At 69.2% G+C, this 25,167-nt stretch carries 26 protein-coding genes and 1 tRNA gene; 11 read left to right on the forward strand and 16 right to left on the reverse strand.

Features of this window, described 5'->3' with window-relative positions:
• Positions 1 to 81: 81 nt before the first annotated feature.
• The 5 genes from NE236_RS14200 to NE236_RS14220 form a co-directional block, all read right to left on the reverse strand.
• Positions 82 to 687, reverse strand: a complete 606-nt coding sequence (locus tag NE236_RS14200; protein ID WP_252842415.1) for a DUF305 domain-containing protein — start codon at positions 685 to 687, stop codon at positions 82 to 84.
• A 72-nt stretch (positions 688 to 759) separates the two neighbouring features.
• A complete protein-coding gene (locus tag NE236_RS14205) occupies positions 760 to 1,179 on the reverse strand; it encodes a DUF6153 family protein (RefSeq protein WP_252842416.1) in 420 nt (139 codons plus the stop codon).
• Positions 1,180 to 1,283: 104 nt separating this feature from the next.
• Positions 1,284 to 2,168 (reverse strand): alpha/beta fold hydrolase, encoded by an 885-nt coding sequence (locus NE236_RS14210; protein WP_252842417.1) that lies wholly within the window; start codon positions 2,166 to 2,168, stop codon positions 1,284 to 1,286.
• The gene (locus tag NE236_RS14215; protein WP_252842418.1) at positions 2,158 to 3,585 is read right to left on the reverse strand and encodes an MFS transporter; all 1,428 of its coding nucleotides are present in this window, start codon (positions 3,583 to 3,585) and stop codon (positions 2,158 to 2,160) included. The genes NE236_RS14210 and NE236_RS14215 overlap by 11 nt, the downstream gene beginning before the upstream one ends.
• Positions 3,582 to 5,177: an MFS transporter gene (locus NE236_RS14220; protein ID WP_289850357.1), complete on the reverse strand. Its 1,596-nt coding sequence runs from the start codon at positions 5,175 to 5,177 to the stop codon at positions 3,582 to 3,584. Before NE236_RS14220 ends, NE236_RS14215 begins: the two co-directional genes overlap by 4 nt.
• A 126-nt stretch (positions 5,178 to 5,303) precedes the next feature.
• On the opposite strand from NE236_RS14220, the gene NE236_RS14225 reads away from it, so the two are divergent.
• A complete protein-coding gene (locus NE236_RS14225; protein ID WP_252842420.1) occupies positions 5,304 to 6,305 on the forward strand; it encodes an AraC family transcriptional regulator in 1,002 nt (333 codons plus the stop codon).
• 427 nt (positions 6,306 to 6,732) lie between these two features.
• Positions 6,733 to 7,713 carry a zinc-binding alcohol dehydrogenase family protein gene (locus tag NE236_RS14230; protein WP_252842421.1) on the forward strand — a complete coding sequence of 327 codons (981 nt, stop codon included), beginning with the start codon at positions 6,733 to 6,735 and terminating at the stop codon, positions 7,711 to 7,713.
• Between the two features lie 15 nt (positions 7,714 to 7,728).
• On the opposite strand, the gene NE236_RS14235 is transcribed toward NE236_RS14230, so the two are convergent.
• Positions 7,729 to 8,601: an alpha/beta fold hydrolase gene (locus NE236_RS14235; protein WP_252842422.1), complete on the reverse strand. Its 873-nt coding sequence runs from the start codon at positions 8,599 to 8,601 to the stop codon at positions 7,729 to 7,731.
• 268 nt (positions 8,602 to 8,869) lie between these two features.
• Here NE236_RS14235 and NE236_RS14240 point away from each other — a divergent pair, with 268 nt between their 5' ends.
• On the forward strand, positions 8,870 to 9,535 hold the full coding sequence (locus tag NE236_RS14240; protein ID WP_252842423.1) for a hypothetical protein: 666 nt from the start codon (positions 8,870 to 8,872) through the stop codon (positions 9,533 to 9,535).
• A gap of 449 nt (positions 9,536 to 9,984) precedes the next feature.
• On the opposite strand, the gene NE236_RS14245 is transcribed toward NE236_RS14240, so the two are convergent.
• The 4 genes from NE236_RS14245 to NE236_RS44485 are packed head-to-tail and all read right to left on the reverse strand — an operon-like array spanning position 9,985 to position 13,972.
• Positions 9,985 to 10,599 (reverse strand): GTP-binding protein, encoded by a 615-nt coding sequence (locus tag NE236_RS14245; protein ID WP_252842424.1) that lies wholly within the window; start codon positions 10,597 to 10,599, stop codon positions 9,985 to 9,987.
• A complete protein-coding gene (locus tag NE236_RS14250) occupies positions 10,574 to 10,996 on the reverse strand; it encodes a DUF742 domain-containing protein (protein WP_252842425.1) in 423 nt (140 codons plus the stop codon). The genes NE236_RS14245 and NE236_RS14250 overlap by 26 nt, the downstream gene beginning before the upstream one ends.
• A 50-nt stretch (positions 10,997 to 11,046) precedes the next feature.
• Positions 11,047 to 11,523: a roadblock/LC7 domain-containing protein gene (locus tag NE236_RS14255; RefSeq protein WP_252842426.1), complete on the reverse strand. Its 477-nt coding sequence runs from the start codon at positions 11,521 to 11,523 to the stop codon at positions 11,047 to 11,049.
• Positions 11,504 to 13,972 (reverse strand): sensor histidine kinase, encoded by a 2,469-nt coding sequence (locus NE236_RS44485; protein ID WP_252842427.1) that lies wholly within the window; start codon positions 13,970 to 13,972, stop codon positions 11,504 to 11,506. The genes NE236_RS14255 and NE236_RS44485 overlap by 20 nt, the downstream gene beginning before the upstream one ends.
• A gap of 431 nt (positions 13,973 to 14,403) precedes the next feature.
• On the opposite strand from NE236_RS44485, the gene NE236_RS14270 reads away from it, so the two are divergent.
• Entirely contained in the window at positions 14,404 to 15,552 is a 1,149-nt protein-coding gene (locus tag NE236_RS14270) for a substrate-binding domain-containing protein (protein ID WP_289850358.1), read from the forward strand.
• A gap of 217 nt (positions 15,553 to 15,769) precedes the next feature.
• Here NE236_RS14270 and map read toward each other — a convergent pair whose 3' ends face one another.
• Positions 15,770 to 16,537: a type I methionyl aminopeptidase gene (gene map / locus NE236_RS14275; protein ID WP_252842428.1), complete on the reverse strand. Its 768-nt coding sequence runs from the start codon at positions 16,535 to 16,537 to the stop codon at positions 15,770 to 15,772.
• Positions 16,538 to 16,600: 63 nt separating this feature from the next.
• On the opposite strand from map, the gene NE236_RS14280 reads away from it, so the two are divergent.
• The gene (locus tag NE236_RS14280) at positions 16,601 to 16,876 is read left to right on the forward strand and encodes a helix-turn-helix domain-containing protein (protein ID WP_252842429.1); all 276 of its coding nucleotides are present in this window, start codon (positions 16,601 to 16,603) and stop codon (positions 16,874 to 16,876) included.
• A 30-nt stretch (positions 16,877 to 16,906) separates the two neighbouring features.
• Here NE236_RS14280 and NE236_RS14285 read toward each other — a convergent pair whose 3' ends face one another.
• Entirely contained in the window at positions 16,907 to 17,059 is a 153-nt protein-coding gene (locus NE236_RS14285) for a hypothetical protein (RefSeq protein ID WP_252842430.1), read from the reverse strand.
• 233 nt (positions 17,060 to 17,292) lie between these two features.
• Between NE236_RS14285 and NE236_RS14290 the strand changes: the two genes are divergently transcribed.
• Positions 17,293 to 17,655, forward strand: coding sequence for a YciI family protein (locus NE236_RS14290; protein WP_252842431.1), 363 nt, complete (start codon positions 17,293 to 17,295; stop codon positions 17,653 to 17,655).
• A gap of 142 nt (positions 17,656 to 17,797) precedes the next feature.
• Here NE236_RS14290 and NE236_RS14295 read toward each other — a convergent pair.
• A tRNA-Arg gene (locus NE236_RS14295) sits at positions 17,798 to 17,869 on the reverse strand.
• 211 nt (positions 17,870 to 18,080) lie between these two features.
• Between NE236_RS14295 and NE236_RS14300 the strand changes: the two genes are divergently transcribed.
• The 5 genes from NE236_RS14300 to NE236_RS14320 all read left to right on the forward strand — a co-directional run bounded on the left by NE236_RS14300 (position 18,081) and on the right by NE236_RS14320 (position 23,354).
• Positions 18,081 to 18,458: a response regulator transcription factor gene (locus NE236_RS14300; protein WP_252842523.1), complete on the forward strand. Its 378-nt coding sequence runs from the start codon at positions 18,081 to 18,083 to the stop codon at positions 18,456 to 18,458.
• 109 nt (positions 18,459 to 18,567) lie between these two features.
• Positions 18,568 to 19,299, forward strand: coding sequence for an arginine--tRNA ligase (locus NE236_RS14305; protein ID WP_252842432.1), 732 nt, complete (start codon positions 18,568 to 18,570; stop codon positions 19,297 to 19,299).
• Between the two features lie 22 nt (positions 19,300 to 19,321).
• The gene (gene lysA, locus NE236_RS14310) at positions 19,322 to 20,701 is read left to right on the forward strand and encodes a diaminopimelate decarboxylase (protein WP_252842433.1); all 1,380 of its coding nucleotides are present in this window, start codon (positions 19,322 to 19,324) and stop codon (positions 20,699 to 20,701) included.
• A gap of 20 nt (positions 20,702 to 20,721) precedes the next feature.
• Complete coding sequence (locus tag NE236_RS14315) at positions 20,722 to 22,008, forward strand: homoserine dehydrogenase (protein WP_372494344.1); 1,287 nt, start codon at positions 20,722 to 20,724, stop codon at positions 22,006 to 22,008.
• An 80-nt stretch (positions 22,009 to 22,088) separates the two neighbouring features.
• The gene (locus NE236_RS14320) at positions 22,089 to 23,354 is read left to right on the forward strand and encodes a hypothetical protein (protein ID WP_252842435.1); all 1,266 of its coding nucleotides are present in this window, start codon (positions 22,089 to 22,091) and stop codon (positions 23,352 to 23,354) included.
• Here NE236_RS14320 and NE236_RS14325 read toward each other — a convergent pair.
• Genes NE236_RS14325 through NE236_RS14335 form a run of 3 tightly spaced genes read right to left on the reverse strand, consistent with a single transcriptional unit; the run spans position 23,284 to position 25,069 of the window.
• Complete coding sequence (locus NE236_RS14325) at positions 23,284 to 23,799, reverse strand: hypothetical protein (protein ID WP_252842436.1); 516 nt, start codon at positions 23,797 to 23,799, stop codon at positions 23,284 to 23,286. The two genes, NE236_RS14320 and NE236_RS14325, sit on opposite strands and share 71 nt — an antisense overlap.
• Positions 23,796 to 24,434: a hypothetical protein gene (locus tag NE236_RS14330; protein ID WP_252842437.1), complete on the reverse strand. Its 639-nt coding sequence runs from the start codon at positions 24,432 to 24,434 to the stop codon at positions 23,796 to 23,798. Before NE236_RS14330 ends, NE236_RS14325 begins: the two co-directional genes overlap by 4 nt.
• Positions 24,431 to 25,069, reverse strand: a complete 639-nt coding sequence (locus NE236_RS14335; protein WP_252842438.1) for a hypothetical protein — start codon at positions 25,067 to 25,069, stop codon at positions 24,431 to 24,433. The genes NE236_RS14330 and NE236_RS14335 overlap by 4 nt, the downstream gene beginning before the upstream one ends.
• Positions 25,070 to 25,167 lie beyond the last annotated feature (98 nt).

Genomic DNA, 25,167 nt, shown 5'->3' on the forward strand with positions numbered 1-25,167 from the left:
GGGCGATGTCGCGGCGGCCGGCTCGCCGAGCCGTCTTGCGAGGGGGAGGGGCGGTCGGCGTCGGCCGCCCCTCCCGAGGGCTCACATGTTCTTGAGCAGGTTCCGCATCGTGGTGATCTCGGTGCTCTGTGAACCGACGATCGAGCCGGCCAGGGCCTTGGCGTCGGTGTTCGACCCCTGGGCCTGCTCCGCCTTGGCCATGGCGATGGCGCCCTGGTGATGCTTGATCATCATCTGCAGGAACGCCTTGTCGAAGGCCTTGCCGGACAGGGTGTCGAGCTTCTTCATGTCCTGATCGGACATCATCCCCTCACCCATGTGGTGCATGCCGCCCGGCGAGGGCGACGAAGCGCCCCAGGCCTTCAGCCAGCCGGTCATCTTGTCGATCTCCGGCTGCTGGGCGTTCTCGATCTGGGTGGCCAGCTTCTTCACCTCGGGCGCGGACGCCTTCGTGGCGGCCTGCTTGGCCATGGTGATCGCCTGCTGGTGGTGCGGGACCATCATCTGCGCGAACATCACGTCCTGGCCGTTGTGGCCGGCGGTCGCCGGAGCCGAGCTCATGCTCATGGACGGGCCCATGGAGTGACCGCTCATCGGCTGACCGGAGTCCTTCTTGTCGCCTCCGCCGCACGCGGCGAGGGTGAGCGCGGCGATTGGGACGACGAGCAGGGAGAAAGCGCGTTTCATCGATCTTCGACCTTCCGTATTCGGAGCGTGCTGAATCGAGCGTCACGGGTCATCGGCGGACCCGGACGCCTGTCACAGCCGGAGTACGGAAAGTTGGAAGACTGATGGTCCAGGCGGTGCTCGGCCTCGGCTGCCGCTTCCGAGCCCGGCCGGGCTGACCGTTGCGACGGGCCGCCTGCTACGGCCGACGAAGACGGCGTACAGGATCAGCAACGCGGCCACGACCAACAGGGCCAGGCATATCTGGCCGCCTGGGTGCTTGTGGCCGGGCGCGTCGTGCGACGGTGGGACGGACATGTCGTGCCCGGTCTCGGCGCTCGTGTGACCCATACCGGGCATCACGACGGCGACCGTGGCCGGGCGCATCTCCACGGGACTGGCGGTCGCCTGAAGCCCGTGCATCGCGAACAGGCCGAGCATCGTCAGCGCCAAGAGCAGCAGGTGGCCCGGCGATACCGCCAAAGCGTGCGGCCTGCGCTGCCTGCTGCTCATGTCCCCTGACCATACCGGAGGCGCCCTGTGCGCTCGCCCACGGCGCGATTCGCCGGTTCGTGGTCGAGCCGGCCAGGTTCAAGGACGGGCCTCGCGATCGGTTGCTACGTCGCGGTCGGGTCTTCTCCGATGAACTCTTCAAGTGCCGGGTTGACCTGTGCGGGGCAGTCCTCGTGCGCTGAGTGGCCGCAGCCGGGGAGGATGCGTACCGTGGCCTGGGGTAGCCGCCGCGTGAATCGTCCGGCGAGTGTGGCGGGAAGATAGCGGTCTTCGGCTCCCCAGATCAGCAGCACCGGAGCATGGATTCTGCTGAGTTCACGCTCGGTGTCGGCCCACCGTACGCGGCGTTGCAGGCGCAGGATGAGGCGCCTGTTGGCGGGTCGCCGGGCCGCATCCCAGGTCCTTCGTACCTTCTCCGTGGTGACCCTGTCCGGGTGGGCGAAGGACTTACGCAGCATGCGCGCGACGTCGGCCTCTCGCAGGAATCTGGTGGCGAGTTCGCCGATGAGCGGGTATTCGAGGATGCGCCAGTCCCAGGTGTCCTTGACGTCCAATCCGGTCGGGCCGATGAGTGCGAGCCGGGTCACCCGTTCCGGGTGCGATTCAGCGAACCGCAGCGCCCACCCTCCACCCCAGGAGTGACCCACGAGTGCGGCCTGGGGCAGGCCGACGGCGTCAAGGAAGACGCCGACCGCGTCGGCCATCGCGTCGGTCGTACAGGCGAAGCCGGGGTCGAGGACCTCGGTGTAGCCGTGCCCTGGTGGGTCGAACGCGTAGACCGTATGGCGGTGGGCCAGTGCGGGGATCAGTTCGCGGTAGCTGCAGAGCCATTCGCCGCCGCCGGGGATCAAGACGACAGGGGAGCCGGTGCCCGTACGAACGTAGTGAAACCGGAAGCGCGGGGTGTCGGCGAACCGGGATTCGACGTCCAGGCCAGGGATCAGTGCCGTGGATATGTGGTCGTGTTCGCCCGGAGTGTCAATGGACATGCGGGCCACCGGTGATCTGGGGCTTGCCGGGCGGGAGGATGCCTACCGCGACCGCGGCGCCGATCGCGGCGGCCGCCGTGCAGACACCGAACGCGTTCGTGAACCCGGCGGATGTCCCGGCCTGAATACCGGCGGCCGCGACGGTCGACACGACCGCGACGCCGATCGAGCCGCCGACCTCGTGGAAGGTGTTGACGACGGCGGACGCGAGCCCGGCTTCTTGGTGAGGGACGAAGGCCAATGCCGTGGTGGTGGCCGCGACGAACACCGCGCCGAGGCCGACGGCAGCGATCACGAAGCCGGGGAGCAGGCCGCTGTAGACGTCGGCGCGATCGGACAGACGTGTCAGCGCTCCGGCCCCGATCGCCGCCAGGACGAGTCCGGTCGCGGTGACGGGGCGGCCGCCGATCCGGCCGATGAGCCGGCTGCCGAGGTGGGCGCCGATCGCTGTCGCCGCCGCGACCGGCAGGAACAACAGTCCGGTCTTCAGGGCGCTGAAGCCGCGTGCGTGCTGGAGGTACAGCGAGCCCAGGAAGAAGAAGGAGATGAGCAGGCCGGTGGCGATCAGCATCAAGAAGGCGCCGGCCACCACTGATCGGTGGGCGAACATCCGCAGATCCATCAGCGGCGTCCGGCTGGACCGCTCGATCAGCGCGAACACCCCGTACAGGATGACGGCGGCCGCCAGGGAGATGAGAATGGCGCCGCCGCCCCAGCCCGCGTCACCGGCTTTGACCAGCCCGTAGATGAGAGCGGCGGTGGCGGTGGTGACGGCGAGTGCTCCGGGGAGGTCGATGCGTCGCGCAGCCGGGTTCGACGCGGAGGTCGGAAGGAGCGCCGGCAGCGAGATGAAGACGAGCGCGCCGACCGGGACGTTCACGAAGAACACCCACTGCCAGCCGGGGCCGGCGGTGAGGGCACCGCCGAGCAGGACGCCTATCGCCGACCCGGCTCCTCCGATCGCCGCCCAGATCCCGAGAGCCTTGTTGCGTTCGGTGCCGTGGAACGTCGTGGTGACGATCGCCAGAGCGGCCGGGGACAGCAGCGCCGCGCCGATTCCCTGGGCGAGGCGGCCGGTGATCAGCGTGGTTCCGTCGCTCGCCAGGCCGGTGGTCAGCGAGGCGAGCGTGAAGACGGCCAGACCTGTCAACACCATCCGGCGTGCGCCGAACGCGTCCGCCAGGCGCCCGCCCAGCAGCATCAGCCCGCCGAAGCACAGGGTGTAGGCGGTCACCGCCCAGGTCAGGGCCTCTCGCCCGAGGTGCAGGTCCTGCCCCATGCTCGGCAGCGCGACGTTCACCACGGTCACGTCCAGGATCAGCATGAACTGCGCCAGGCTGAGCAGGGCGAGCGCCGGCCAACGCCGCGGGTCGGGCGGTGTCTCGACGTGAGCATGCGCGGATGCGGTGTGATTCATCGGTTGTCTCCAACAGATCGGCCTGCCGAGCGCCGAGGGAAGAGCAGCAGTGCCATCACGGTGCCGACTGCGGTGATGCCGACTCCGGTGAGCATCGCGGGATGCATCCCGGCGACGAACGCCTCACGGACGGTGGGGGCCAGGCCGGGGACGTGCAGCGCCGCGGCCGGTGAGGCCTTGACCGATGCGGGGCTGTGGGCGGGTAGGTGCCTGCCGTACGTGTCGGACAGCAGGCTGCCCATCACCGCCACCCCGGTGGCGGCACCGAGTTGGATCGCGGCGCTGTTCGTCGCCGATCCGACCCCGAGATCGGCTTCGGGCAGCGATCCCACGATGGCGTCGGAGGTCGCGGTGATGATGAAGCCGGCGCCGCCACCCAGCAGCAGCATCGCGAACAGTGCTCGCCCGTACCCGTCTCCGGGGGACGTCGTGCCGAGTATCGCCAGACTCGACAGGGTCAACGCCATGCCCGCGGCCGATACCCAGCGGCCTCCGATCCGTTGTCCGAGGACACCCGCCAGCGGCCCGGCCACCAGGGTCACCAGCGCCGTGGGGGCCAGCCGCAGGCCGGTTTCCCGCGCCGGATAGCCGAGGACGAACTGTAGGTACTGCACGAGCACGAACAGCGTGCCGATCAGCGCGAATGCTCCGAGCAGGATGAGCAGGTCGCCGACCGCGAGGTGCCGGTGCCGGAAGATCCCGAGCGGCAGCATCGGGTGCCCGCTACGACGCTCCCATGCGACGAACGCGACGGTGAGCACCACCGCGATGGCCCCGACGCCCACTACCGCCGGGCTGCCCCAGCCTCGCGAAGGGCCTTCGATGATCGCCCACACCAGCGTGGCCGGTCCGGTGACGGACAACAGCACGCCGAGCGGATCCAGGCGGCGTGGCCCCACGGCCCGCGACCGGGGGATCACGGCGGCGGCCGCCAGCAGCCCCAGCACGCCGATCGGCAGGTTGATCAAGAACACGGATCCCCACCAGAACCGGCCGAGGAGCCAGCCACCGACGAGCGGGCCGACCGCGATACCCAGGCCGACGGCGGCCGACCAGATCCCGATGGCCTTGGCCCGCTCGACCGGGTCGCCGAACACGTTGCCGATGATCGCCAGGGTGGACGGCATGATCAGCGCCTCACCCACTCCCATGGCACCCCGGGCGACCATCAGCGTGGCGACCGATCCGGCGTACGCCGCGACCACGGACGCCCCGGTGAACAGCACGATCCCGGCCAGGAACACGCGCTTGCGGCCGAGCCGGTCGGCGAGGCTCCCGCAGAACAGCATGAGCCCGGCGGCCATCAGCGCATACACGTCGACGATCCACTGCAGATCGCTGGTCGAAGCGCGCAACTCGATCGAAAGGGTGGGCAGAGCGACGTTCAGCACCGTCGTGTCCAGCCCGACGATCAACAGGCTGACCCCAAGAACCGCGAGCGTCAGCCACCGTCGACGATCCGATCGGCCGGTACGACCTCGATCGAGCCGTTCCTCCGTCCGATTACTCACAGGACTCCCTTTCGCGTAGACGCCGACGAGGAGCACGTCTTTACCCCTCGGGGGTATGATCTCGAAGTGGCCGGGCACCATTTGGTTCGCGAACCTGGGGTCCCGGTCTGGCGATCACGTTACGAAGGGCATGGCGCGAGGGAGGAGGACCGTACATGCCAAGGTCGGTCCGAAACGCGACAGGAAGACGGCCGAGGTAGCCCGCAGATGTCGACGTCACCCCATACCGAGCCCGGGCGCGACGATTCGGTGGCCGTCAGCATGGCCAGGCTGCTCCTCGCCGCGGCCGAACACGCCGGCGCCGATCGGCGAGCCCTCGTCAGAGTGGCCGGCCTGTCCGAAACGGTCCTCGCCGATGACGAGGCGCGGATCACCGTCGAGCAGTCGATGCGCCTTTGGGAGGCCATCTCGGCGAGCGTGGCGCATCCGCACGTCGGCCTACGGATCGCCGACTTCTATCGGCCCGGCATGCTGGACCTGTTCGACTACCTGTTCACCAGCGCCGCCACGCTGGGCGACGGCCTCCAGTTGACCAGCCGCTACATGCACTTGGTCGGCCACAGCTGGGCCGTCGACGTGACATCCCGAGACGGCACGGTGACCGTCTCCCACCGAGCGCTGCACGCGGAGGATCGGGTCCGCGCCCTCGCCGGCGAGTTCTCCCTCGGCGTCCTGCTGAACCGGGCGCGACGCGCTGCCGGACGTCCCGTCACGCCGCTGGCCATCGGATTCGACCATCCAGCTCCGCCGAATCGCGGCGCCTACGTGGAAGCGTTCGGCACCGAGCGGATCGACTTCGGGTTGCCGGCCACCACCTTCACCCTGAGCGCCTCGGATCTGGATCTGCCGCTGCGTGGCGCGGACCCCGCCCTGGCCGCCGTCCTACGCCGCTACGCCGCCACATTCAGCCCGGCCGCACCGATCACGACCTGGCAGGATCGGCTGCGGCGACTGATCGGTGACCATCTGGCAGACGGGACCGCGACGCTCGAGGTGATCGCCGGCGAGCTAGCCATGAGCCCGAGGACCTTGCAGCGCCGTCTCGCCGAGTCCGGTACGACCTGGCGCCAGGAGATCGACGCCGTCCGCGAGGAACACGCACGGACGCTCCTTCGCGAGAACAACCCCGGCAAATATCGCCTCGCCGCCAGTCTCGGCTACTCCGACACACGGGCGCTCCGGCGGGCCATGCGCCGCTGGTCTGCGTAAACGTGCAGGGCGCATCCCTGCTTCATGGCGAGCGGCCGAAGGCGGCCTCGCTGCGCAGAGGGATTCCAGGTGCCATGGACGGCGAAGTCCGGTCATCGCCACCCGGACGAGCCGGCGCACCGCAGCCTGAGAGGGCAGGCCGACGGCCGCATTGAGGGCGTGCAGGATCGCCTCATGAGTCCTTCCGAAGGTTCCACACGCCGGCGGTAGAAAAGCCGGTCCGAGGATGATGGTCACTGCTTGGCGCGGCGTAATGTAGGCGGTGGTGTGCTGCGGGCAAGATCGAACGCCAACACCGATCTCGTGCTCATGTCGCAGTACGAAACTGTATAGCCTGCTACGAAAATCTCTTGGTCGTCAGTTGCCTTTGGGATTTTTTGCTTTGTGCTAGAAACGCGTTTCGAGGGGTGTCCGTTGGGGAGTCGTTATGCGTGCCATCGTCATCGAGAAATTCGGTGGACCGGACTGCCTGGTCTACACCGAACTTCCCGACCCTGAACCCATCGCAGGTCATGTCGTCATCGAGATCAAGGCATTCGGCATCAACCACGCCGAAATGCATATGCGCAGCGGCGAATGGGCGGAAGCGGCGAAGGTGAGCGGCATTGAATGCGTCGGGCTGGTAAAGTCCTGCCCCGGTGGAGAGTTTCCTATCGGCGCGAAGGTCGCGGCGCTCATGGGCGGTCTCGGGCGTACCATCAACGGCAGCTATGCCGACTACACCCGAGCACCCGTATCGAACGTGGCGCTCATCGAGTCCGATCTGCCCTGGGATCAGCTCGCCGTCATCCCAGAGACCTATGCGACCGCTTGGACCTGTCTGTTCCGTAACCTGGAGATCACCCAGGGGCAAACCCTGCTCATCCGCGGTGCGACATCCTCCTTCGGCCAAGCCGCGATCGGCCTTGCGGTCAATGCCGGCGCACGAGTCATCGCTACCACCCGCAACCCCGAGCGCTTTGCCATGCTGGAGGAACTCGGGGCGCAGCGCGCCGAGCTGGAGGGGCCCGAACTCTCTCAGCGAATCGCCGAGGCCAAGCAACTCGACGCAGTGCTCGACCTGGTGGGCAACAGCACCATCCTCGATTCCCTGGCGATGCTACGGCGCGGCGGCCGCGCCTGCCTGGCCGGCTGGCTGGGCGGCCTCGACCCGATTCCCGACTTCAACCCGTTGCTGCAAATGGCAAGTGGCGTCTATCTGACCTTCTTTGGGAGTTTCGTGTTTGGAACGCCCGGCTTCCCGCTGTCCGACGTTCCCTTGCAGGCAATCGCCGAGCAGGTGGCGGCGGGCCGGCTCAAGGCCAAGCCGTCGCGCGTGTTCCGTTTCGAGGAGGTACGTGAGGCCCACCGCGTGATGGAGGCCAACCAGGCCAAAGGAAAGATGGTAGTCGTTAACGACCGAACGTAAATTTCGCTGCGCAGGTCAGCGCGCCGCCGGTATCCGGCCCATGAAGTCGAGGATCAGCTCGGCGACCTCGTCGCCGGCGCTCTCCAGCAGGAAGTGCCCACCGTCGAGAAGGTGGATCTCGGCGTCTGGGAGATCTTCGGTGAAGGCGCGGGCACCGTCGGGGCCGAAGATCTCATCGCCCTTGCCCCACACCGCGAGCACCGGCGGGACGTTGCTGCGCAGGTACTCGTGCAGTGCCGGATACAGCGGTGGGTTGGTCGCGTAGTCGCGGAACAGGGCGAACTGGATCGCGTCGTTGCCCGGCCGGGACACCAGTGCGAAGTCGTGGTGCCAGGTGTCCGGACTGACGAGGCTCTCGTCCGGCACGCCGGTGAGGTACTGCCATCTGATGGCCTCGAGTGTCAGCGCGGTACGGACCTTGCTCTCGGTCTCGGGCGTCTGCTCACGCTGGTAGTCCCACACGGGATTCCAGAAGCTGTCCACGAAGCCGGCGTCGTAGCCGTTGCCGTTCTGCGTGATGATCGCGGTGATCGCCTGCGGGTCGGCCAGCGCCAGGCGCCAGCCGATCGGGGCACCGTAGTCCTGGACGTACATGGCGTAGTACGCCACGCCCAGTTGTTCGAGCAACGCCACGGTGAGGTCGGCCAGGGCGTCGAATGTGTAGTCGAATTCGTTGGCCGACGGGGCGGCGGACAGCCCGAACCCGAGGTGGTCCGGGGCGATCACATGATAGCGGTCGGCCAGCGCGGGGATCAGGTTGCGGAACATGAACGAGCTGGTCGGGAAGCCGTGCAGGAGCACGATGGCCGGGGCGTCGGCGGGACCGGCCTCCCGGTAGAACAGCCGCTGGCCCTGCACGGTCGCGTATCGGTGATGAACGACGGCCATGACTAACCCCTTTGATCGATTTTGGCGGTTGGGCTGTCCACACCCGTCCTCGACGGTGTGCCCCAAGAAGAACCGACTGACGCCGTCGCCGGGTGGGCGCCCCCTGCAGGGCACGCTGTCGGCCAGTCGGCGAGAGCAGGGCGCATTGGCGGGAGCGTCGGATCTCGTTCCTAGGAGTGACGATGACAGGCGGGAACGCCCCCCGTTTTCGACTAAGTCGGTGACAGCAACCTGACCATCTGCAAGGCAACTGGTGAATCATGGAGACATGGCCAAAGACCCCTTTTTCGACGAAGGCCACGCGGCGGCCGCGCCCGACCCGGTAGCCGGCGCCCCGACCTCGGCTCCGGACGGTTCCGGCCCGGACCTGACCGTGACCCACACCTCGGAGAGGGCCCACGCCGTCAAGCCTCCCGAGTCGTCCCGCACGGAAGAGGTCGAAGGGACGCTTACGCGTGAGCTTCGGCCGACCCGGGTGGTGCCGCGTTGGGTCGGCTGGCTGGTCATCGCCGCCGGTGTCGCCATGTTGCCGTGGATTACCGGCTTGAGTTTCGTCCTGCCCACCAGCCATGAGACGGCCCACTACAACGCCTCATGGATCGGTTTCGACCTCGGGCTGTGCGCGATGCTCCTGCGCACCGGCTGGCTGGCTCAGAAGGGCCGGGAGCACATCGAGTTGAGCGCGGCGATGACGGGCACTCTGCTGTTGGTGGACGCGTGGTTCGATGTGGTGACCGCCGACAGCCGAGGCGAGCTGATGCTCGCGCTGGCACTGGCGTTGTTCGGCGAACTGCCGCTGGCCGCCTTCTTCCTCTGGATCGCCGGACGCGTCGAATTCCGGCGCCAGCGGCGCGCCGCGGCGCTGGCGAGGCTGCTGCGAAGGCTGCGGAGACGCCGCTCCGCGGCGGCTCGCGCTCGATCCGCTGGGACCTGATCGCCCAGCAGTACGACCGGATGGTCAAGTACGCCACCGCCCTGCGGCTGCGGCGGCCGCCGCAGGGCGGCCGCCGCGCTCAAACCTGGAAGACCAGCTCAGCAGCCGGCACGCGAACAGCCATGCCCGAGGTCCTCCTGTCCGTCATGTGAACAACAGTCGCAGTCGCCAGCCGTCATTTCCGCATACGGCAAGCGGACCGAAACGAGGCGGCGCATCTTCCGGACGCGGCCACACTGGCCGACGCCGCCGGCCCGATCGGCGGTTCCGCGGCTCGGCTGCTGGACGTCTGGGCGCACGCGGCGCACGGGCAGGCCGGCTAGCGGCCCAGGTCTCACACCACCGGCCCACCGGGCAGAGATCAGGGTCGACCATAATGACCGCCATGGCCGACGCGGCCACAACGGGGCTCGGTCACTGCCCGGCACGGCGTGCACCGCACGCCTGAATCAGGTCGCTGTGGCTGCTTCGGCACGGGAGAGGGCAAGTTCGAGTACGGCCAGTAGCGCGTCCCGGACCGAGCCCGTCTTCCGTGCGTCAAAGACGATCAGCGGTACGTGCGCGGCGATGTCCAGCGCCCACCGCACCTCGTCCAGAGGGTGCGCGACCTTCCCGTCGAACGCGTTGACCGCGACCACGAACGGGATGTCCTTGTACTCGAAGTAGTCCACCGCCGCGTAACAGTCGTCCAGGCGGCGGGTGTCCACGATCACCAGACCGCCGAGGGCACCCTCGACCAGGTCGTCCCACATGAAACCGAACCGCTCCTGGCCCGGTGTGCCGAACAGGTACAGCTTCAATGTCGGGTCGATCGTGATGCAACCGAAGTCCATGGCCACCGTGGTGGTGGTCTTGGCAGGAGTGTGCGTGAGATCGTCCACGCCCGCCGCGACCTCGGTGATCTCGGCCTCCGTGGTGAGCGGGCGTATCTCGGAGATCGAGCCCACGGCCGTGGTCTTGCCGACCCCGAAGCCGCCGGCGATGACCAGCTTGACGGGGAGCGGCGGCCGTTCGGCCGGCGTCGCGGAGTGCGCCCTGTCAGTCGGGGACGGCACGGAGACCATCGATAATCCTTCGTAGTACGGAGACGTCCTGTGTTGCTCTGGCGTTCGGCACGAAGATTTCCAGATACCCGGCGGCGCACAGGTCCTCGGCCAGCACGCGGGTCACGTTGAGGTGCTGTCGGAGCCGGGCGGCGAGTTCCGCCACCGACTCCGGCCATCGGCAGGCGGCGACGATGTCGCGGTGTTCGAAGGTGAGCGAGTTGAGGGCGGACAGCCCTGCCGAGGTCGACACGATCTGGGTCTCGAGCGGCATGGGCGGCGCGTTGCCGCCTCCCGACACCCGGCCGGCGGTCAGCAGGAACGGCCTGATCGCGGGGGCACGGCCGACCGGCTCCGGCGACCCCGAGACATCCTCTGCCGCTTCGTGGGGTCGTGGTACTGGTTCACCGACGGCCATCACGATCTCCTCCTCCGTGCCTGTACCCGTGACCCTGGCTGCGGGACGGATCAGCCGGCCGACGCGGCGCCGACGCTCTTCTTCAGCTCCAGCACCAGTTGGGGGCTGAGCGCGGACCCGACGCGGTTGGCGAAGAGGGTCATCTCGTAGGCGATGTTGCCCAGCTTCGCCTCCTTCGAGGCGACCACGCCGAGGACGGCGCCGCTTCCGATGGCCGACACCAGCAGATGGCCGCCCTCCAGGTCAATGATGACCTTGTTGAGACCGCCCAGGCCGTAGCTGCCGGAGGCGCCTGCGGCGAGACTGATGAGGCCGGACACGATCGCGGCGAGCCGCTCGGAATCGGCCTGGTCGCGCAGCCGGGAGGCCGCGATCAGCAGGCCGTCGGACGATACCGCGATGGCGTCGACGACACCGGCGGTCTCAGTGGCGAACCGATTGAGCAGCCAGGTGAAGTCGGCTGCGGCGGCTCGCAAGTCCGCGGGTTCCGCCCACTCGGGCTTGCCTTCACCTGTCGGCGTGGTCACTGCCCGACTCCTTCCTGGGTTCCTGGTGTGGTGGTGCCGGGTCCGTCTGAGTAAGGGTGCTGTCCTGCTCCGCCTGGCGTACGGCGGCCTCGAACTCCTCGAGTTCCGAGCGGACCGCGTCGGCGTCGACGGGCCCCCGCTCGGCCGCGATCCCGCCGTCGGCCGGAGCGGCGGCCATGGCGAGTGTCGCGCCGCGTACCCGCCGCCGCAGCGGCTGCTGGCGGCCCTGCGGCGCGGGCGAGTCGTCGGGGGCGGCGTCGGTCTGCCCCACGCCGGTGCGGGCCCGGACGCGCCGGGGGAGGCCGGCCTTCGTCAACGGGGCCGCCGGCTGCTGTTCGGGGGCGGCGGGGGCCGGCACGGGCAGGGACGCGGGTGCGACGGCCTCCGGCTTGGGCCTCACCGGGAGCGCCGTCACGGTCCCGGCCGGGTCCGTGGCCGGGGACGGCGCGGGGTTTTCCGGGTTCATACTCAGCAGCAGCGCGGAGGGGATCCAGACGGTGCCGGTGATGCCACCACCCGGCGTCCGGCTCAGGGTGACGCGTATGCCCCAGCGCCGGGCGAGGGTGCCGACCACGAAGAGGCCGAGCACCTTGGTCGGTACGAGGTCGAGCCGTTCCCGGCGGATCAGCCGGGCGTTCTCCTCGGTGAGGCGTTCCGCGCTCATGCCGAGGCCGTGGTCGACGACCTCGATCAGCGCGCCGCCATCCGGGGTGATGTCGGTCCCGGGCCGGACGACCACCTCGACGGGCGCGTGGGACGGGGAGAACGTGACCGCGTTCTCCAGCAGTTCGGCGAGCATCAGCGTCAGGTCGCCGATGATGTCGGGCGTGACGGTGGCCTCTGCCCCGGACCGCAGGGACACCCGCTGGAACCCCTCGATCTGGCCGAGCGCCGCCCGGATGACGTTGGCCATGGTGGTCGGCTGGGCCTCGACGCCGGTCTCGCGGATTCCGGCGAGCAGCATCAGGCTGTCGGCGTTGCGCTGGAGGCGTACGGCGATGTGGTCGATGCGGTAGAGCCGCTCGAGGACGTCGGGGTCGGTCTCCTCGCGCTCGACGGCGTCGATCAGGATGAGCTGACGTGAGGTCAGATTGCTGACTCTGCGCCCGACGTTGCCGAACATCTCGGCGACATTGCGGCGGCTCAGCACCTGCCGCTCCAGCAGCTGGGCGGCGGTGACCTGCACCTGGTTGAACGCCTCGGCCAGCTTGCCGATCTCGTCGCGGACCGGGACCGGGATCGCCTGCGGCCGCAGCGGGGTGCTGTCGGCGGACTCGTCGTCTGAGACCCGGGCGAGTTCCTCGCCCGCCACGTCGACCACCTGCTGGGCGGTGTCGGTCAGGGTCGCCAGGGGACGGACGACCGAGCGCCGGACCAGGACGCAGAAGGTCAGCCAGGCGACGAAGCCGAGCAGCGCCAGACCGAGTAGGACCAACGCCTTCCGCAGAGCGTTCTCAGAGACGGTCTCGGCTTGGGCGGCGATCTGCCCGATCAGCGACCGCGTGATGCCGAGGCGGGTTTCGGCCTGCCGTGTTCCGGCGGCGATCGCTTGCTGCAGCTGCTCCGGCCGCTGGCCCTGCAGGGAACTCGGATCGACCTGGAGCTCCGCGAACTGGGACGCGATGCCGTTCTGCTCGGCACTGCGCCTGATTCCGTCCAGCCTCAGGACCTGGCCTGGGGTGGCGATCTGGACGAATCGGTCGAACTGGTACTCGTAGAGCTTTTGGGCGCCGACCGCGCGGGTGAACTCGGTGATGGCGTTGGCGTCCCGGGTCTGGGCGGAGAACACACTGCTCTCGAAGGCCGCATGGGCGGCGTCGGCGCGCAGGACCGTGTTGAGCAGATTGACGACCGAGGACGACGAGGTGTCTTCGATGCGGCCGAGCCCGATGCCGTCGATCAGATAGTCGACCGCGGAGGCGTATGCGGGGTCGATGTTGGCGGCGGGGACGTAGGTTCGCTCGAGCTTCTCGTGCAGGACGGCAAGGCCACCGATGTACTGCAGTGCCTGCGCCTCCTCCTTGCCCAGGCTCGACCCGAACGCGGAACGCACGGCGGCGACCTGCGCGTCGGTGTCCCGCTGTGCCCGGCGATAGGCGGTGGTCGACGGCAGGTCGGCTCCGGGGCGGGCCGACTCGTACTGCACGGACAGCAGGAGCGCCTGCCGGTGTTCGGCCTGGATGTCGTTGATCAGTCTCGCGACCTGCTCGCTGTCGCGCACCAGCTCCGCGGTCCGGCCGGCGGCCCGGGCCTGCTCCGCCTGACCGTCGACGCCGACGCCGAGAAGCGCGCCGACGATCGCGATGGGCAGGATCACCAAGACGTTGAGTTTCCGCCGGAACGGCCATCGGTCGAGGACGGCGCCCGCCCTTCGGCGGAACCGCGGCGTCGGGTGTCCACGCCCGGGCGGGTCGGGTGCGAGCTGCGGCTCAACTGTCTTCGCAGACACCCCGGCCTCCTTCAATGTGCTCTCTAGCGACGACTGGGGCGTCGTTGCCGTTGGACCGCCGGCGACCGGGGAGCGGAAGTGACCCTGTCGCAGCTCACGCCCGAATACCGGTGAACGGGATCGTGCGCCACGTGTCCGGACTGCGGGTGCAGGATGCGTAGGTTACCGCTCGCATTATCGTTCACGTAGCCGTTCACGTGTTATGTCCAATGAAGAGTTGGTTACGAATCATTCGTGAACTATCTGCCAGCCACAGGGTTTCGTCTATTGGTACGCTCCGTCACCGCGAGCGATGCCGACCGGTGATCCGCCAACTCTTGGCGGTGTGTCGGAGGCGTCGCTTGGATCGTCGGCGGCGCCCCGACATCCCCCCAGGCACCTGGCGACTCGATCCGTCTCTCCCGCCCCTCTCGCGCCCGCGAGGAGCCCATATGCATCCTGCCCGCAAGGCGGCACTGACGTCCGCCGCGCTGCTGGCCATGGCCGTCACCGCCGTCGCCGGCTGCGACGGTGGCTCAGCCATCACCGCGTCCCCTGCCGCCGGCTCCTCCGAACCGGGCTGCCCCACCGTCGTGGCCAACGCCAAGCAGGCCGTCGAGAAGGCCGAAGACGTCAACGCCCCCTGGACCGGCCCAAGCACCGGGCCGAAGGCCGTCCCCGGCAAGGCCATCGTCTATGTCGCCCAGAGCATGGCCAACCCTGGCGTCGTCGGCGTCGCCCAGGGCGTCCAGGAAGCCGCCAAGGTCATCGGCTGGGAAGTCCGCGTCATCGACGGCCGGGGCACCCACGCCGGCCTCCAGGCCGCTTTCAGTCAGGCCGTCGCCCTCAAGCCCGCCGGCATCGTCATCGGGGGCTTCGACCCCAAGTCGACCTCCAAGCAGGTCGAGCGGGCCAACGCCGCCGGCATCCCCCTTATCGGCTGGCACGCCGTCGCCAACCCCGGCACCAGCAAGGATCCGAAGCTCTTCAGCAACATCACCACCAAGGTCAAAGACGTCGCGAAGATCAGCGCCGACTGGATCATCGCCCAGTCCAACGGCCGCGCGGGCGTCGTCCTGTTCACCGACGCCTCGATCCCCTTCGCCAAGAAGAAGTCCGACCTGATCAAAACGGAGCTCGGCATCTGCTCCGACGTCAAGCTGCTGAGCTACGAGAACATCCCCATCTCCGAATCCAACACCCGCACCATCCAGGCGGTCTCCTCCCTTCTCTCCCGCTTCGGCGGCAAGTGGACCTACTCTGCCGCCATCAATGATCTGTACTTCGACGACGCTGCCCCAGCCCTGCGCGCCGCGAGCAAGCAGGGCGCCGACGCCCCGTTCAACATCGGCGCCGGCGACGGCGACCCGTCGGCCTTCCAGCGCATCAACGGCAAGCAGTTCCAGGCCGCCACCGTGCCCGAGCCCCTGTCCGAACAGGGCTGGCAGATCATCGACGAGTTCAACCGCGCCTTCGCCGGCAAGCCCGCCAGCGGATACATCGCCCCCGTCCACATCACCACCGCCGACAACAGCGGCGGCGCATTGTCCTGGGACGCCGAGGGCTACCGGGAGGCCTACCGCAAGATCTGGGCCAAGTGAGCGACCGGCGACCGACCTGGAGCAGCGATACATTCCCCGGCGCCGTGCCGCGCTGATCGGAAAACATGACCTCGGGCACGCGTGCGGCAGCGGACCCCGGGTGTTGAGCTCGGCGCGGGGTCCGTCTGGACGGCACCGTCGGCTGGCCCAAATCGGCTTGCTGGTCCACGTGCGGCAACCAGCGTGACCAACGAGCCATCCTTTATTCCCGATCGGGTCAGGGCAGCGTGAGGATGAGGGGGCCTTGTTCGGTGATGGCGATGGTGTGCTCGATATGGGCGGCTCGGCTGCCGTCGATGGTGCGCAGGGTCCATCCGTCGGGGGCCGTGCGGTAGTTGTTGCGTCCGCCGGCCATGAGCATGGGTTCGATGGCGATGGTGAGGCCGTGGCGGAGGGGGAAGCCGCGGCCGGGGCGGCCGTGGTTGGGGACGTGCGGGTCTTCGTGCATCTGGCGGCCGATGCCGTGGCCGCCGAAGTCGGCGGGCATGCCGCATGCGGCGGTTCGAGCCACGGTGCTGACGGCGTGGGAGATGTCTCCGATGCGATTGCCAACGGTGGCGGCGGCGATGCCGGCGTCCAGGGCTTGCTGGGTGGCAGCGATGAGTTCCAGGTCGGCGGGGCGGGGGGTGCCGACGGTGAAGCTGATGGCGGCGTCGCCGGTCCAGCCGTCGAGTTCGGCTCCGCAGTCGATGCTGACAAGGTCGCCGTCACGCAGCCGGTAGTCGTCGGGGATGCCGTGGACTACGGCGTCGTTGACCGATGCGCAGATCACAGCGGGAAAGGCGGTGGGAGCGAAGGAAGGGCGGTAGCCCAGGAAGGGGGAGCGTGCTCCGGCCTTGCTCAGGACGGTGCGGGCTACTTTGTCGAGTTCTCGCAGGCGGACTCCCACGGCGGCCGTCTGCCGGACTGCAGCGAGCGCGTGGGCGACGACGCGCCCGGCCTCGCGCATCGCTTCGAGTGCCGTATCAGTCTTGATCTCCACCATGTGCTGTGGCTCCTGCCCAGTGCGACGGTACCCAATTATTATACCGGTATTAGTATCACGGTCATGGTGAGAACTCCTCTGACTCCGCAGGAGCGGCACCGTGGAGAGCGGTTCGGAGCTTTGCTCCGCCAGGCCCGCGGCGACCGCAGCATGGTGGACGTGGCGGCGGCGGCCGGGCTGTCCGCGGAGACGCTGCGCAAGATCGAGACCGGTCGGGCTCCGACCCCGGCCTTCTTCACCGTGGCGGCCCTGGCCTCCGCACTGAACCTGTCCTTGGACGCGCTGGCCGCCGCTTGCGTAGAGGAGGCCGACCGTGCCGAGCAGGCCATGTCGGCGTGAACGACGTCAGCGCATACGGACGGGCCAAGCTCATCGCTGTTCCCCGCTCAGATGGACAGCGAGGTAGTCCGCCCAGCTGTCCTGCGCGTACTGCGCCCAGCGGTAAGCGGTCCCGGCACTGACGCCGAACAGGTCGCTGACGACGATCGGTGGCCCCGGCGGCGAGTTCATCGCCAAGCCCAAGACCCCGATCGACTGATCGGACGGCCGGCGAATTGTCCCAAGCTCCGGCAGCGTGAGGGTCTGGCGAAAGGGCGGGCTTCCTGCGGCGTTCGGTCACTATGCCGTGATGCAAGATAAGGAGTTTTCGTACCGACCTCGGGTCACGTGTCGATTCGGCGTCAAGCCGCCCGTATAGAAGTGAAGGGCCGGCACGATGCCGGCGACCACGGCAAGTCGAGGAGGCTCTCGAAACAATGAAGCACTACCTGCTCAGCATCCAGCAGCCCGACGGAGGCCCGCCCGCGCCCGAAACCCTCGAGCCGATCATGCGGGACGTTGCGGCCTTCAACCAGGAGCTACGGGACGCCGGGGCATGGGTCTTCGCCGGTGGGCTCCATCTGGCCTACATGGCCGTCGTGGCCCAGCCGGGAGAAGGTGAGGTCCTCGTCACGGACGGCCCGTACACCGAAGGCAAGGAGCACGTCGGCGGACTGTCCATCATCAAGGCCTCCGACCTCGACTCCGCGACCGAGTGGGGCCGCAAGCTCGCCCGAGCGACAACGCTCCCCGTCGAGGTACGGGAGTTCCAAGGGGAAGCGGCCGATCACTTGCCGTAGATCGCGTGGTCCGGCGTGGGCGTACGAATAAGGTCGCAGGTGCTGAACAACGAGAACGGGCCGGACTCAGTGAGACCTGAGTTCGGCCCGTTCTTGTGTGTCTGCACAGGTCAGCAGCTTGATCACGCTGGCTGCTGTGGTGCGCCCCCTGCTGGATTCGAACCAGCGCACCCGGCTCCGGAGGCCGGTGCTCTATCCCCTGAGCTAAGGGGGCTCGGGACGGGTAGAGACTACCAGCTCAGCGACCACACTCGGACACATTAGATGCCCGAGTGGACCGCCGTACGCCGATGAGCTGGGCGAACGTCGTCCTCCCCACGGCGCGAAAAGATCGTTCCGCTCACGAATCCCGGGTCGGGTGAGGTGCATGTCGCGGTTCTCCGTGTGTCCCGGCCCGTGGACGCGTTAGCTTGGCGGCCGTGACATTGGGACGTGTACTGGTCGTTGACGACGACGAGGTGATCAGGCAGCTGATCGCCGTGAACCTCCAGCTGGAGGGATTCGAGGTGGTGACCGCCGTGGACGGGAAGGACTGCCTCGAACGGGTGCGGGAGCTCGCTCCGGACGTGATCACCCTCGACGTCATGATGCCCCGGCTCGACGGCTGGGTGACGGCCGTCAAGCTGCGCGACGATCCGGTGACGCGTGACATCAAGGTGGTCATGATCACTGCGCGGGCCCAGGAGCACGACATCAGGCGCGGGCACGAGATCGGCGTCGACGCCTATGTGACGAAGCCGTTCGACCCGGCCGAGCTGATCCGAACGGTCCGGGAGCTGGCCGGTGCGGGGCCGTCGGGCTGACCGGGGGAGTGGCAGAACCTCCGCTCATCCCGGCTCTGGCCGGAGAATCTCGCCCGAAGGTGGTCCTCGGCGCAGGAATGTCCACATGCTGGTCGGTTAGTCTCATCTCGTGACTCCGGCCGAGTTGAACGCCGCCGTCGTGGCCGCCGTCCGCGGTGCGGTCGACGACGGTGAGCTCGCCGCGCCCGTACCCGATCGCGTTCCAGTGACGGCGACCGCGACCGGCGACTACGCCACCCCGCTCCCGCTGCGCCTGGCGCGGGCCGCCGGGCGGCCGGCCACGGAGATCGCGGACCTGCTCGCGGCACGGCTCGCCCGGATGCCCGGGGTCGGCGACGTACGGGTCACCGGGCCGGGTTTCCTGTCGATCGGTGTGAGCGCCTCACTGGCCGCCCACATCGACGAGACGTACGGCGTCGTCGCCGTGCCGCGGGCCACCTGGCCGGAGCACCCACTGACGTTCGACAACCCGGGATTCGTGGTGCGCTTCGCGTACGCGAGGGCGGTCGCCGTACGCCGGCAGGCCGCCGAGCTGGGCATCCGCGCGGCCGACGGACCGCTGGCGGACCCGCGCGAGAAGCGCCTGCTGGGACTGCTCGCGGAGTTCCCCGGCCGGGCCGAGCAGGCGGCCCGGACGAACGACCCTCGGCCGTTCACCCGGCAGCTGGAACTCATCGCCGACGCGTACCACGATGTCCACGAGTGGTGTTCGCCGCTGCCGAAGGGCGACGAGCCCATCACCGGTCACCACGCCGCACGCCTTAGCCTGGCTGGAGCGGCGTACATCGTTCTGGGCAATGGCCTGCGCATGCTCGGCGAGACCCCGAACGACCGACTTTGAGTTCATACGGAGAGAGCAGTCGATGAGTCGAGTTCACCCGGCCGGCCCTCGGCACGCGGACGTGCTGCCCGAGGATCACCCGTTGCCTCCGCCGAGCGACCTGAACGCGCTCACGCCGAGCATCTGGCCGCGCGGCGCCCGTCGTGAGGACGGGGTGCTGACGGTCGGCGGTGTGGACGTCCGCGACCTCGCGGGGGAGTTCGGCACGCCGTTGTACGTCTACGACGAGGAGGACTTCCGGTCCCGCTGCCGGGAGTTCGCGGCCGCCTTCAGTGACGGCGACGTCTACTACGCCGGCAAGGCCTTCCTGTGCACCGAGATCGCCCGGTGGGTGAGGGACGAGGGGCTCGGACTCGACGTCTGCAGCGGCGGAGAGCTCGCGGTCGCGCTCCGGGCGGGGTTCCCGCCGGAGCGGATCACGTTCCACGGCAACAACAAGTCGGCGGGCGAGCTGGCGCGGGCCCTGGAGGTCGGCGTCGGCCACATCGTCGTCGACTCCTTCGAGGAGATCGTCCGCCTGGGCCACCTCGCGCGTGAACGGGGCGTCCGAGCCAAGGTGCTGATCCGCGTCACGACGGGCGTCGAGGCGCACACGCACGAGTTCATCGCCACGGCCCATGAGGACCAGAAGTTCGGGTTCGCCCGGGAGACCGCGCAGGAGGCCGCCCGCCGCGTCGTCGGCATCGAGGAGCTCGAGCTCGTCGGCCTGCACTCCCACATCGGCTCGCAGATCTTCGACACCGACGGCTTCGAGCTGGCCGCCCGGCGCGTGGTCGAGCTGATGGTCGCCATCCGGGACGAGCACGGCATCGAGCTCCCCGAGCTCGACCTCGGCGGAGGGTACGGCATCGCCTACACCGAGGGCGACGACCCGCTGGACCCGAAGCGCATCGCCGACAACCTGCGCGGCATCGTCACCCGCGCCTGCGAGGAGAAGAGCCTCTCCGTACCCCGCCTGACCGTCGAACCCGGCCGTACGATCGTCGGTCCGGGCGGCGTCACGCTGTACGAGGTCGGCACGATCAAGCCGCTCGAGGGCCTGCGCACCTATGTCTCCGTCGACGGCGGCATGAGCGACAACATCCGCACCGCGCTGTACGGCGCCGAGTACACCTCCGCGCTCGCCTCCCGGCGCTCCGACGCGGCCCCGATGCTCAGCCGCATGGTCGGCAAGCACTGCGAGAGCGGCGACATGGTGGTCCGTGACCTGTGGCTTCCGGCGGACCTCGCCCCGGGCGACCTGGTCGCGGTCGCGGCGACGGGAGCGTACTGCCGCTCACTCGCCAACAACTACAACCACGTGCCCAAGCCGGCGGTCGTCGCCGTCCGCGATGGCAGGGCGCGCCTCATCCTCCGCCGCGAGACCGAGGACGACCTGCTGCGCCTGGAGGTTTCGCCGTGAGTTCCGCAGGACCCTTGAAGATCGCCCTGCTCGGCTGTGGAGTGGTCGGTACCGAGGTGGTCCGCCTCCTGCACGAGCAGGCGGAGGATCTCGCCGCACGGGTCGGCGCCCCGCTGGAGCTGGTCGGCATCGCGGTGCGCCGGAAGGACAAGCGGCGCGAGGGCGTGCCGCCGGAGCTGCTGACGACGGACGCGACCGGGCTGGTGACCCGCCCGGACGTCGACATCGTGATCGAGGTGATCGGGGGCATCGAGCCCGCCCGCGGCCTGCTCCTGGACGCGATGAAGTCCGGCAAGTCGGTCGTCACGGCCAACAAGGCCCTGCTCGCCGAGGACAGCGCGACGCTCTTCGGCGCGGCCCGCGAGCACGGCGCCGACATCTACTACGAGGCGTCCGTGGCGGGGGCGATCCCGCTGTTGCGTCCGTTGCGCGAGTCGCTGGTCGGTGACCACGTGCATCGGGTGATGGGCATCGTCAACGGCACGACCAACTACATCCTCGACAAGATGGACTCCTCGGGGGCCGGCTTCTCCGACGCCCTGGAGGAGGCCCAGGCCCTCGGGTACGCCGAGGCGGACCCGACGGCCGACGTGGAGGGCTTCGACGCGGCGGCCAAGGCGGCGATCCTCGCGCAGCTGGCCTTCCACACCCGGGTCACCGCCGCCGACGTGCACCGGGAGGGCATCGCGGAGGTCACCTCCGCCGACGTGGCCAGCGCCCGCGCGATGGGCTGTGTCGTCAAGCTCCTGGCGATCTGCGAGCGGGTGCCGTCCGAGGACGACCGGAACGGCCGCGGCGTGTCGGTCCGCGTCCATCCGGTGATGATCCCGCGCACGCATCCGCTGGCGAGCGTCCGCGAGGCGTACAACGCGGTGTTCGTGGAGGCGCAGTCCGCCGGCTCGCTGATGTTCTACGGTGCCGGCGCGGGCGGTGCTCCGACCGCGAGCGCGGTGCTCGGCGACCTGGTCGCGGTGGCCCGCAACCGGGTGAACGGCACCCGCGGACCCGCCGAGTCCACCTACGCGGACCTGCCCGCGCTGCCCATGGCCGACACGGTCACGCGCTACCACGTCGCCCTCGACGTGGCCGACCGGTCCGGCGTGCTCGCTCGCGTCGCCGACGTGTTCGCCGACCACGGCGTCTCGATCCAGGCGGTCCGCCAGGAGGGCCACGGCGAGGAGGCGCAGCTGGTCATCGTCACCCACCGGGCACCCGACGGCGCGCTGTCGGCCACCGTGGAGAACCTCCGCGACCAGGAGATCGTCCGCGAGGTCGCCAGCGTCATGCGCGTCGAGGGTGACGAGTAAGAGCCCGCGCGGGCTCTAAGAAGGGCGAACCGGCCGATGGGCCCGGATAAGCGCTGACACGGGCGTTAGCATGCGGTGCGATGGCCGCATCCGCCGCACCAGCCGCCGAACCCGCCGAACCCGCCGAACCCGCAGGGCCGAGCCGGCCCGCCGGGCGGCGTGACGGAGTGCTCGGCACAGTACTGCTGCCGGTGTCGGCGCTCCGGCTCGCGGCGCGGTTCTTCGTCCCGCTGGCGATGTGGTTCAGTGCCGGGTCGATCATTCGTTACCTGCTGCTGCAGGGGATCTCGCATCTGGGAAGCGGCGGTCATCCTGGCGTTCGGCGGGCCGTCGTCCTGCTGCCGCTCAGCGTGGCGGTGCTGGCCTCGCTGGTGGTCACGATCGGGATGATGTTCACGCTCGGCCGCGGCCTGTCGGTGATCAAGGATCCCGACGAGCCGTACGTCACCGCGGTCGGGCGGACTCTGTTCCCCTTCGTCCTGGTCTACCTGGGCTGGAGCCTCTACACGACGGATCTGCGCGACGTGCTGCGCGCGGACGCCCAGCGGCGGGTGAACACCGGCGACGTCATGAACGTCGGCAACGTCCTCGACCTGCCGATCGCGGTCTGCCTGTTGGTCGCCGTGGTGGCGTGGGCGCTCCGGGTGGTCTGCGAACGCCGGTACGAGGAGAAGCACGGCCGCACCATGGGCGTGCTCACCGCGTTCCTCGAGGTGAACGTCGCGCTCTACACGCTGTACTCGATCATGCAGCTCGTGATCGCGGCCCGGAACTGGCTCGCCGACCGGGTGTTCTGGCAGGCGCTCACCCATGTCCTTCCCGTGCCGCGGCCGGGTCCGGTCAAGGACGCCCTCGTCCTTCCGCTGGTGTGGCTGGCGATCGCCGCGATCGTGTACGGGCTGGAGATGCACCACCGGGAGGCGATCCGCGGTACCCCTCTGGAGCGGCTTCCCGACCGTCTGGAGGGCCGTCGCCGGCGTCTGGCGGAGGTGGCCAGCCGGAGCCTGCGGGACAAGTACGTGCCGGTCGTGCACGCGCTGCGGCTGACGTATCGGGCGGGCGCGCCGGTGTTCGCCTGGTTCTGCCTCTGTTACGTGGCGATCGGCCTGCTGCTCGATCCGCTCCAGCGCGGCGTCGTCGCCCTGTTCGGCACCGACCACACCGTACGGTTCTGGAACCTCGTGCTGGTGCCGATCGAGTTCGGGCACCGCATGGTCGGTGAGGTCCTACGGCTGGCCCTGCTGGCGGCGACGTTCGACCTGGTCATGCGCCGGGTCAACGGCGGCGGAACACCAGCTCCGGACCGCCCAGCGCCGGAGACAGATCCTGATGCTCGTGACGCATGACCAGTTCGAACGTGCCGACCGCCCATTCGGGCACCAGGCCCATCACGTACGCGGGGTCCTTGCCGCCGGGAATGATCGTGGTGTGCCACTCGTCCGCGCTCCAGCTGTGGCCGGCGTGGTCGCGCAGCGAGAAGTCGATCTCGAAGTCGCGCGGCTTCTTGGTCAGCGGTTCGGCCCGCAGCGTGGCGACCACGAGCGTCTCGCCGGGGCGAACGGGCCACCCGATCAGGTCGGGCGGTAGATCACCGGGCCCCAGTTCGGCCCTGCCGTAGCGGAGCAGGGTCCAGCGGATCTGCTGGAAGACGGCCGACCGGCCGGGCGCGACCGTACGCGTGTGGGTCGCGGGCACGTGCTTGCGGTAGTACGCCCACTCGGGGCGGAACGGCAGGGAGATCGCCCCGCCCATGAGCGCGAGCAGGGCGACGATCCGGGCGGCGCGCCTCATGACGGCTCCGGGACCGAATACCCGATGGGCGGCGGCCGGGTCAGCCGGGCGGCCTCGGCGGGGTCGAGGCCGAGGTCGACGTGGACCTCGTCGGCGAACCGCCGCGGGTCGTCGCGGTAGAAGCCGAACGGCGCGTCCTCGGCGTCGTGGTCGGAGACGTAGAGCCGCGCGCCGGCGACGGCCTCGCGTGGCACGTCGAAGACGTAGGCGCCCCGGCGCGGCATGCCGGGCTGGAAGCGCACGTAGCTCAGCGGCGTGACGAGGGGCTTGGAGAGTCCGCCTCCGCCGCCGAGCTTGTCGGTCGGGAAGTAGTCGCCGTACCGGGTGTGCAGCCGCGCCTGCCCGGCGTACACGAGAGATCTGCGGGCCTCGATGGTGGCCAGGACGACGACGAAGACGCCGTTCGCTGGGATCTCCTGTGCCTTGGTGTACTCCGTCCCGGGGATGGAGATCGTCCGTGCGCTGTCGACCTGGTCGACCCGGATGGTGAACAGCGGCTCGGTGACGGTGCGGCCGATCCGCCCGCTCTTCACGAACGGCCCGTACGCCCGCGTGTAGCTCCAGTGCGCGGCCTGCAGGGCCACCGCCGCGCAGGCGAGGGCGACGGCGAGCACGATCGACGCGATCCGTCTCATCGCCGCACCGGCAGTGTCACGTCGGCGACGAGCACGGGGATGATGTGCGTGACCCGGCCCGACTTGTGCGTCAGCGGGTTCGTCTCGTACCGGGTCTCGTGGCGGCGGGCCTTCCACTCCCAGTAGCCACGCGGGTCGAGGATGCCCGACTCGGTGCGCTCGTAGTCCGCCAGCGCCACGGTCACGTGGTCCGGCACGCGGGTGGCGGCCGCCAGCCGGTACTGCACCGCGACATAGGTCGGCAGGCGCGGCTGCAGGGAGCGGAACAGGGTGTCCCCGGCGATGGCCTGGGCGTCGATCGGCTCCGGGCGGGGACCGTCCTGCGATCGCCAGTGGAGGAACACTCCGTGCCCGAAGACGTTGTCGTCGGTGCCGTACGTCCCGAGCGTCTCGCGGGTCGGGTTGGTCACCCAGGCGTTCACGACCAGCATCCGCGTGTTCTCGCCGAACTTCTTGACGGTGGTGACGTGGGCGCCGACGAGCCTCGTATGGAAGAGGTGCTGGTCGATCTCCTTGCCCGGCCCGGCGCGGACAGGGGTGCCGGCGGAGTCGAGGCCGCCGTTCGCCCAGAGCGTGCCCACGACGACCAGGACGGCGGCGGTGGCGTAGCCGGCGACGCGTGCTCGGGGGTGCACGAGAGACGATGGTAATCGCACCGCGTCGTCCACGATGTGGAACGACGTGAGACACACGGTCACGGGGCCGTAGACTCGCTGAACGACACCGCAGGTCA

It is taken from the genome of Actinoallomurus purpureus (assembly GCF_024055795.1).
Classification (GTDB): domain Bacteria; phylum Actinomycetota; class Actinomycetes; order Streptosporangiales; family Streptosporangiaceae; genus Actinoallomurus; species Actinoallomurus purpureus.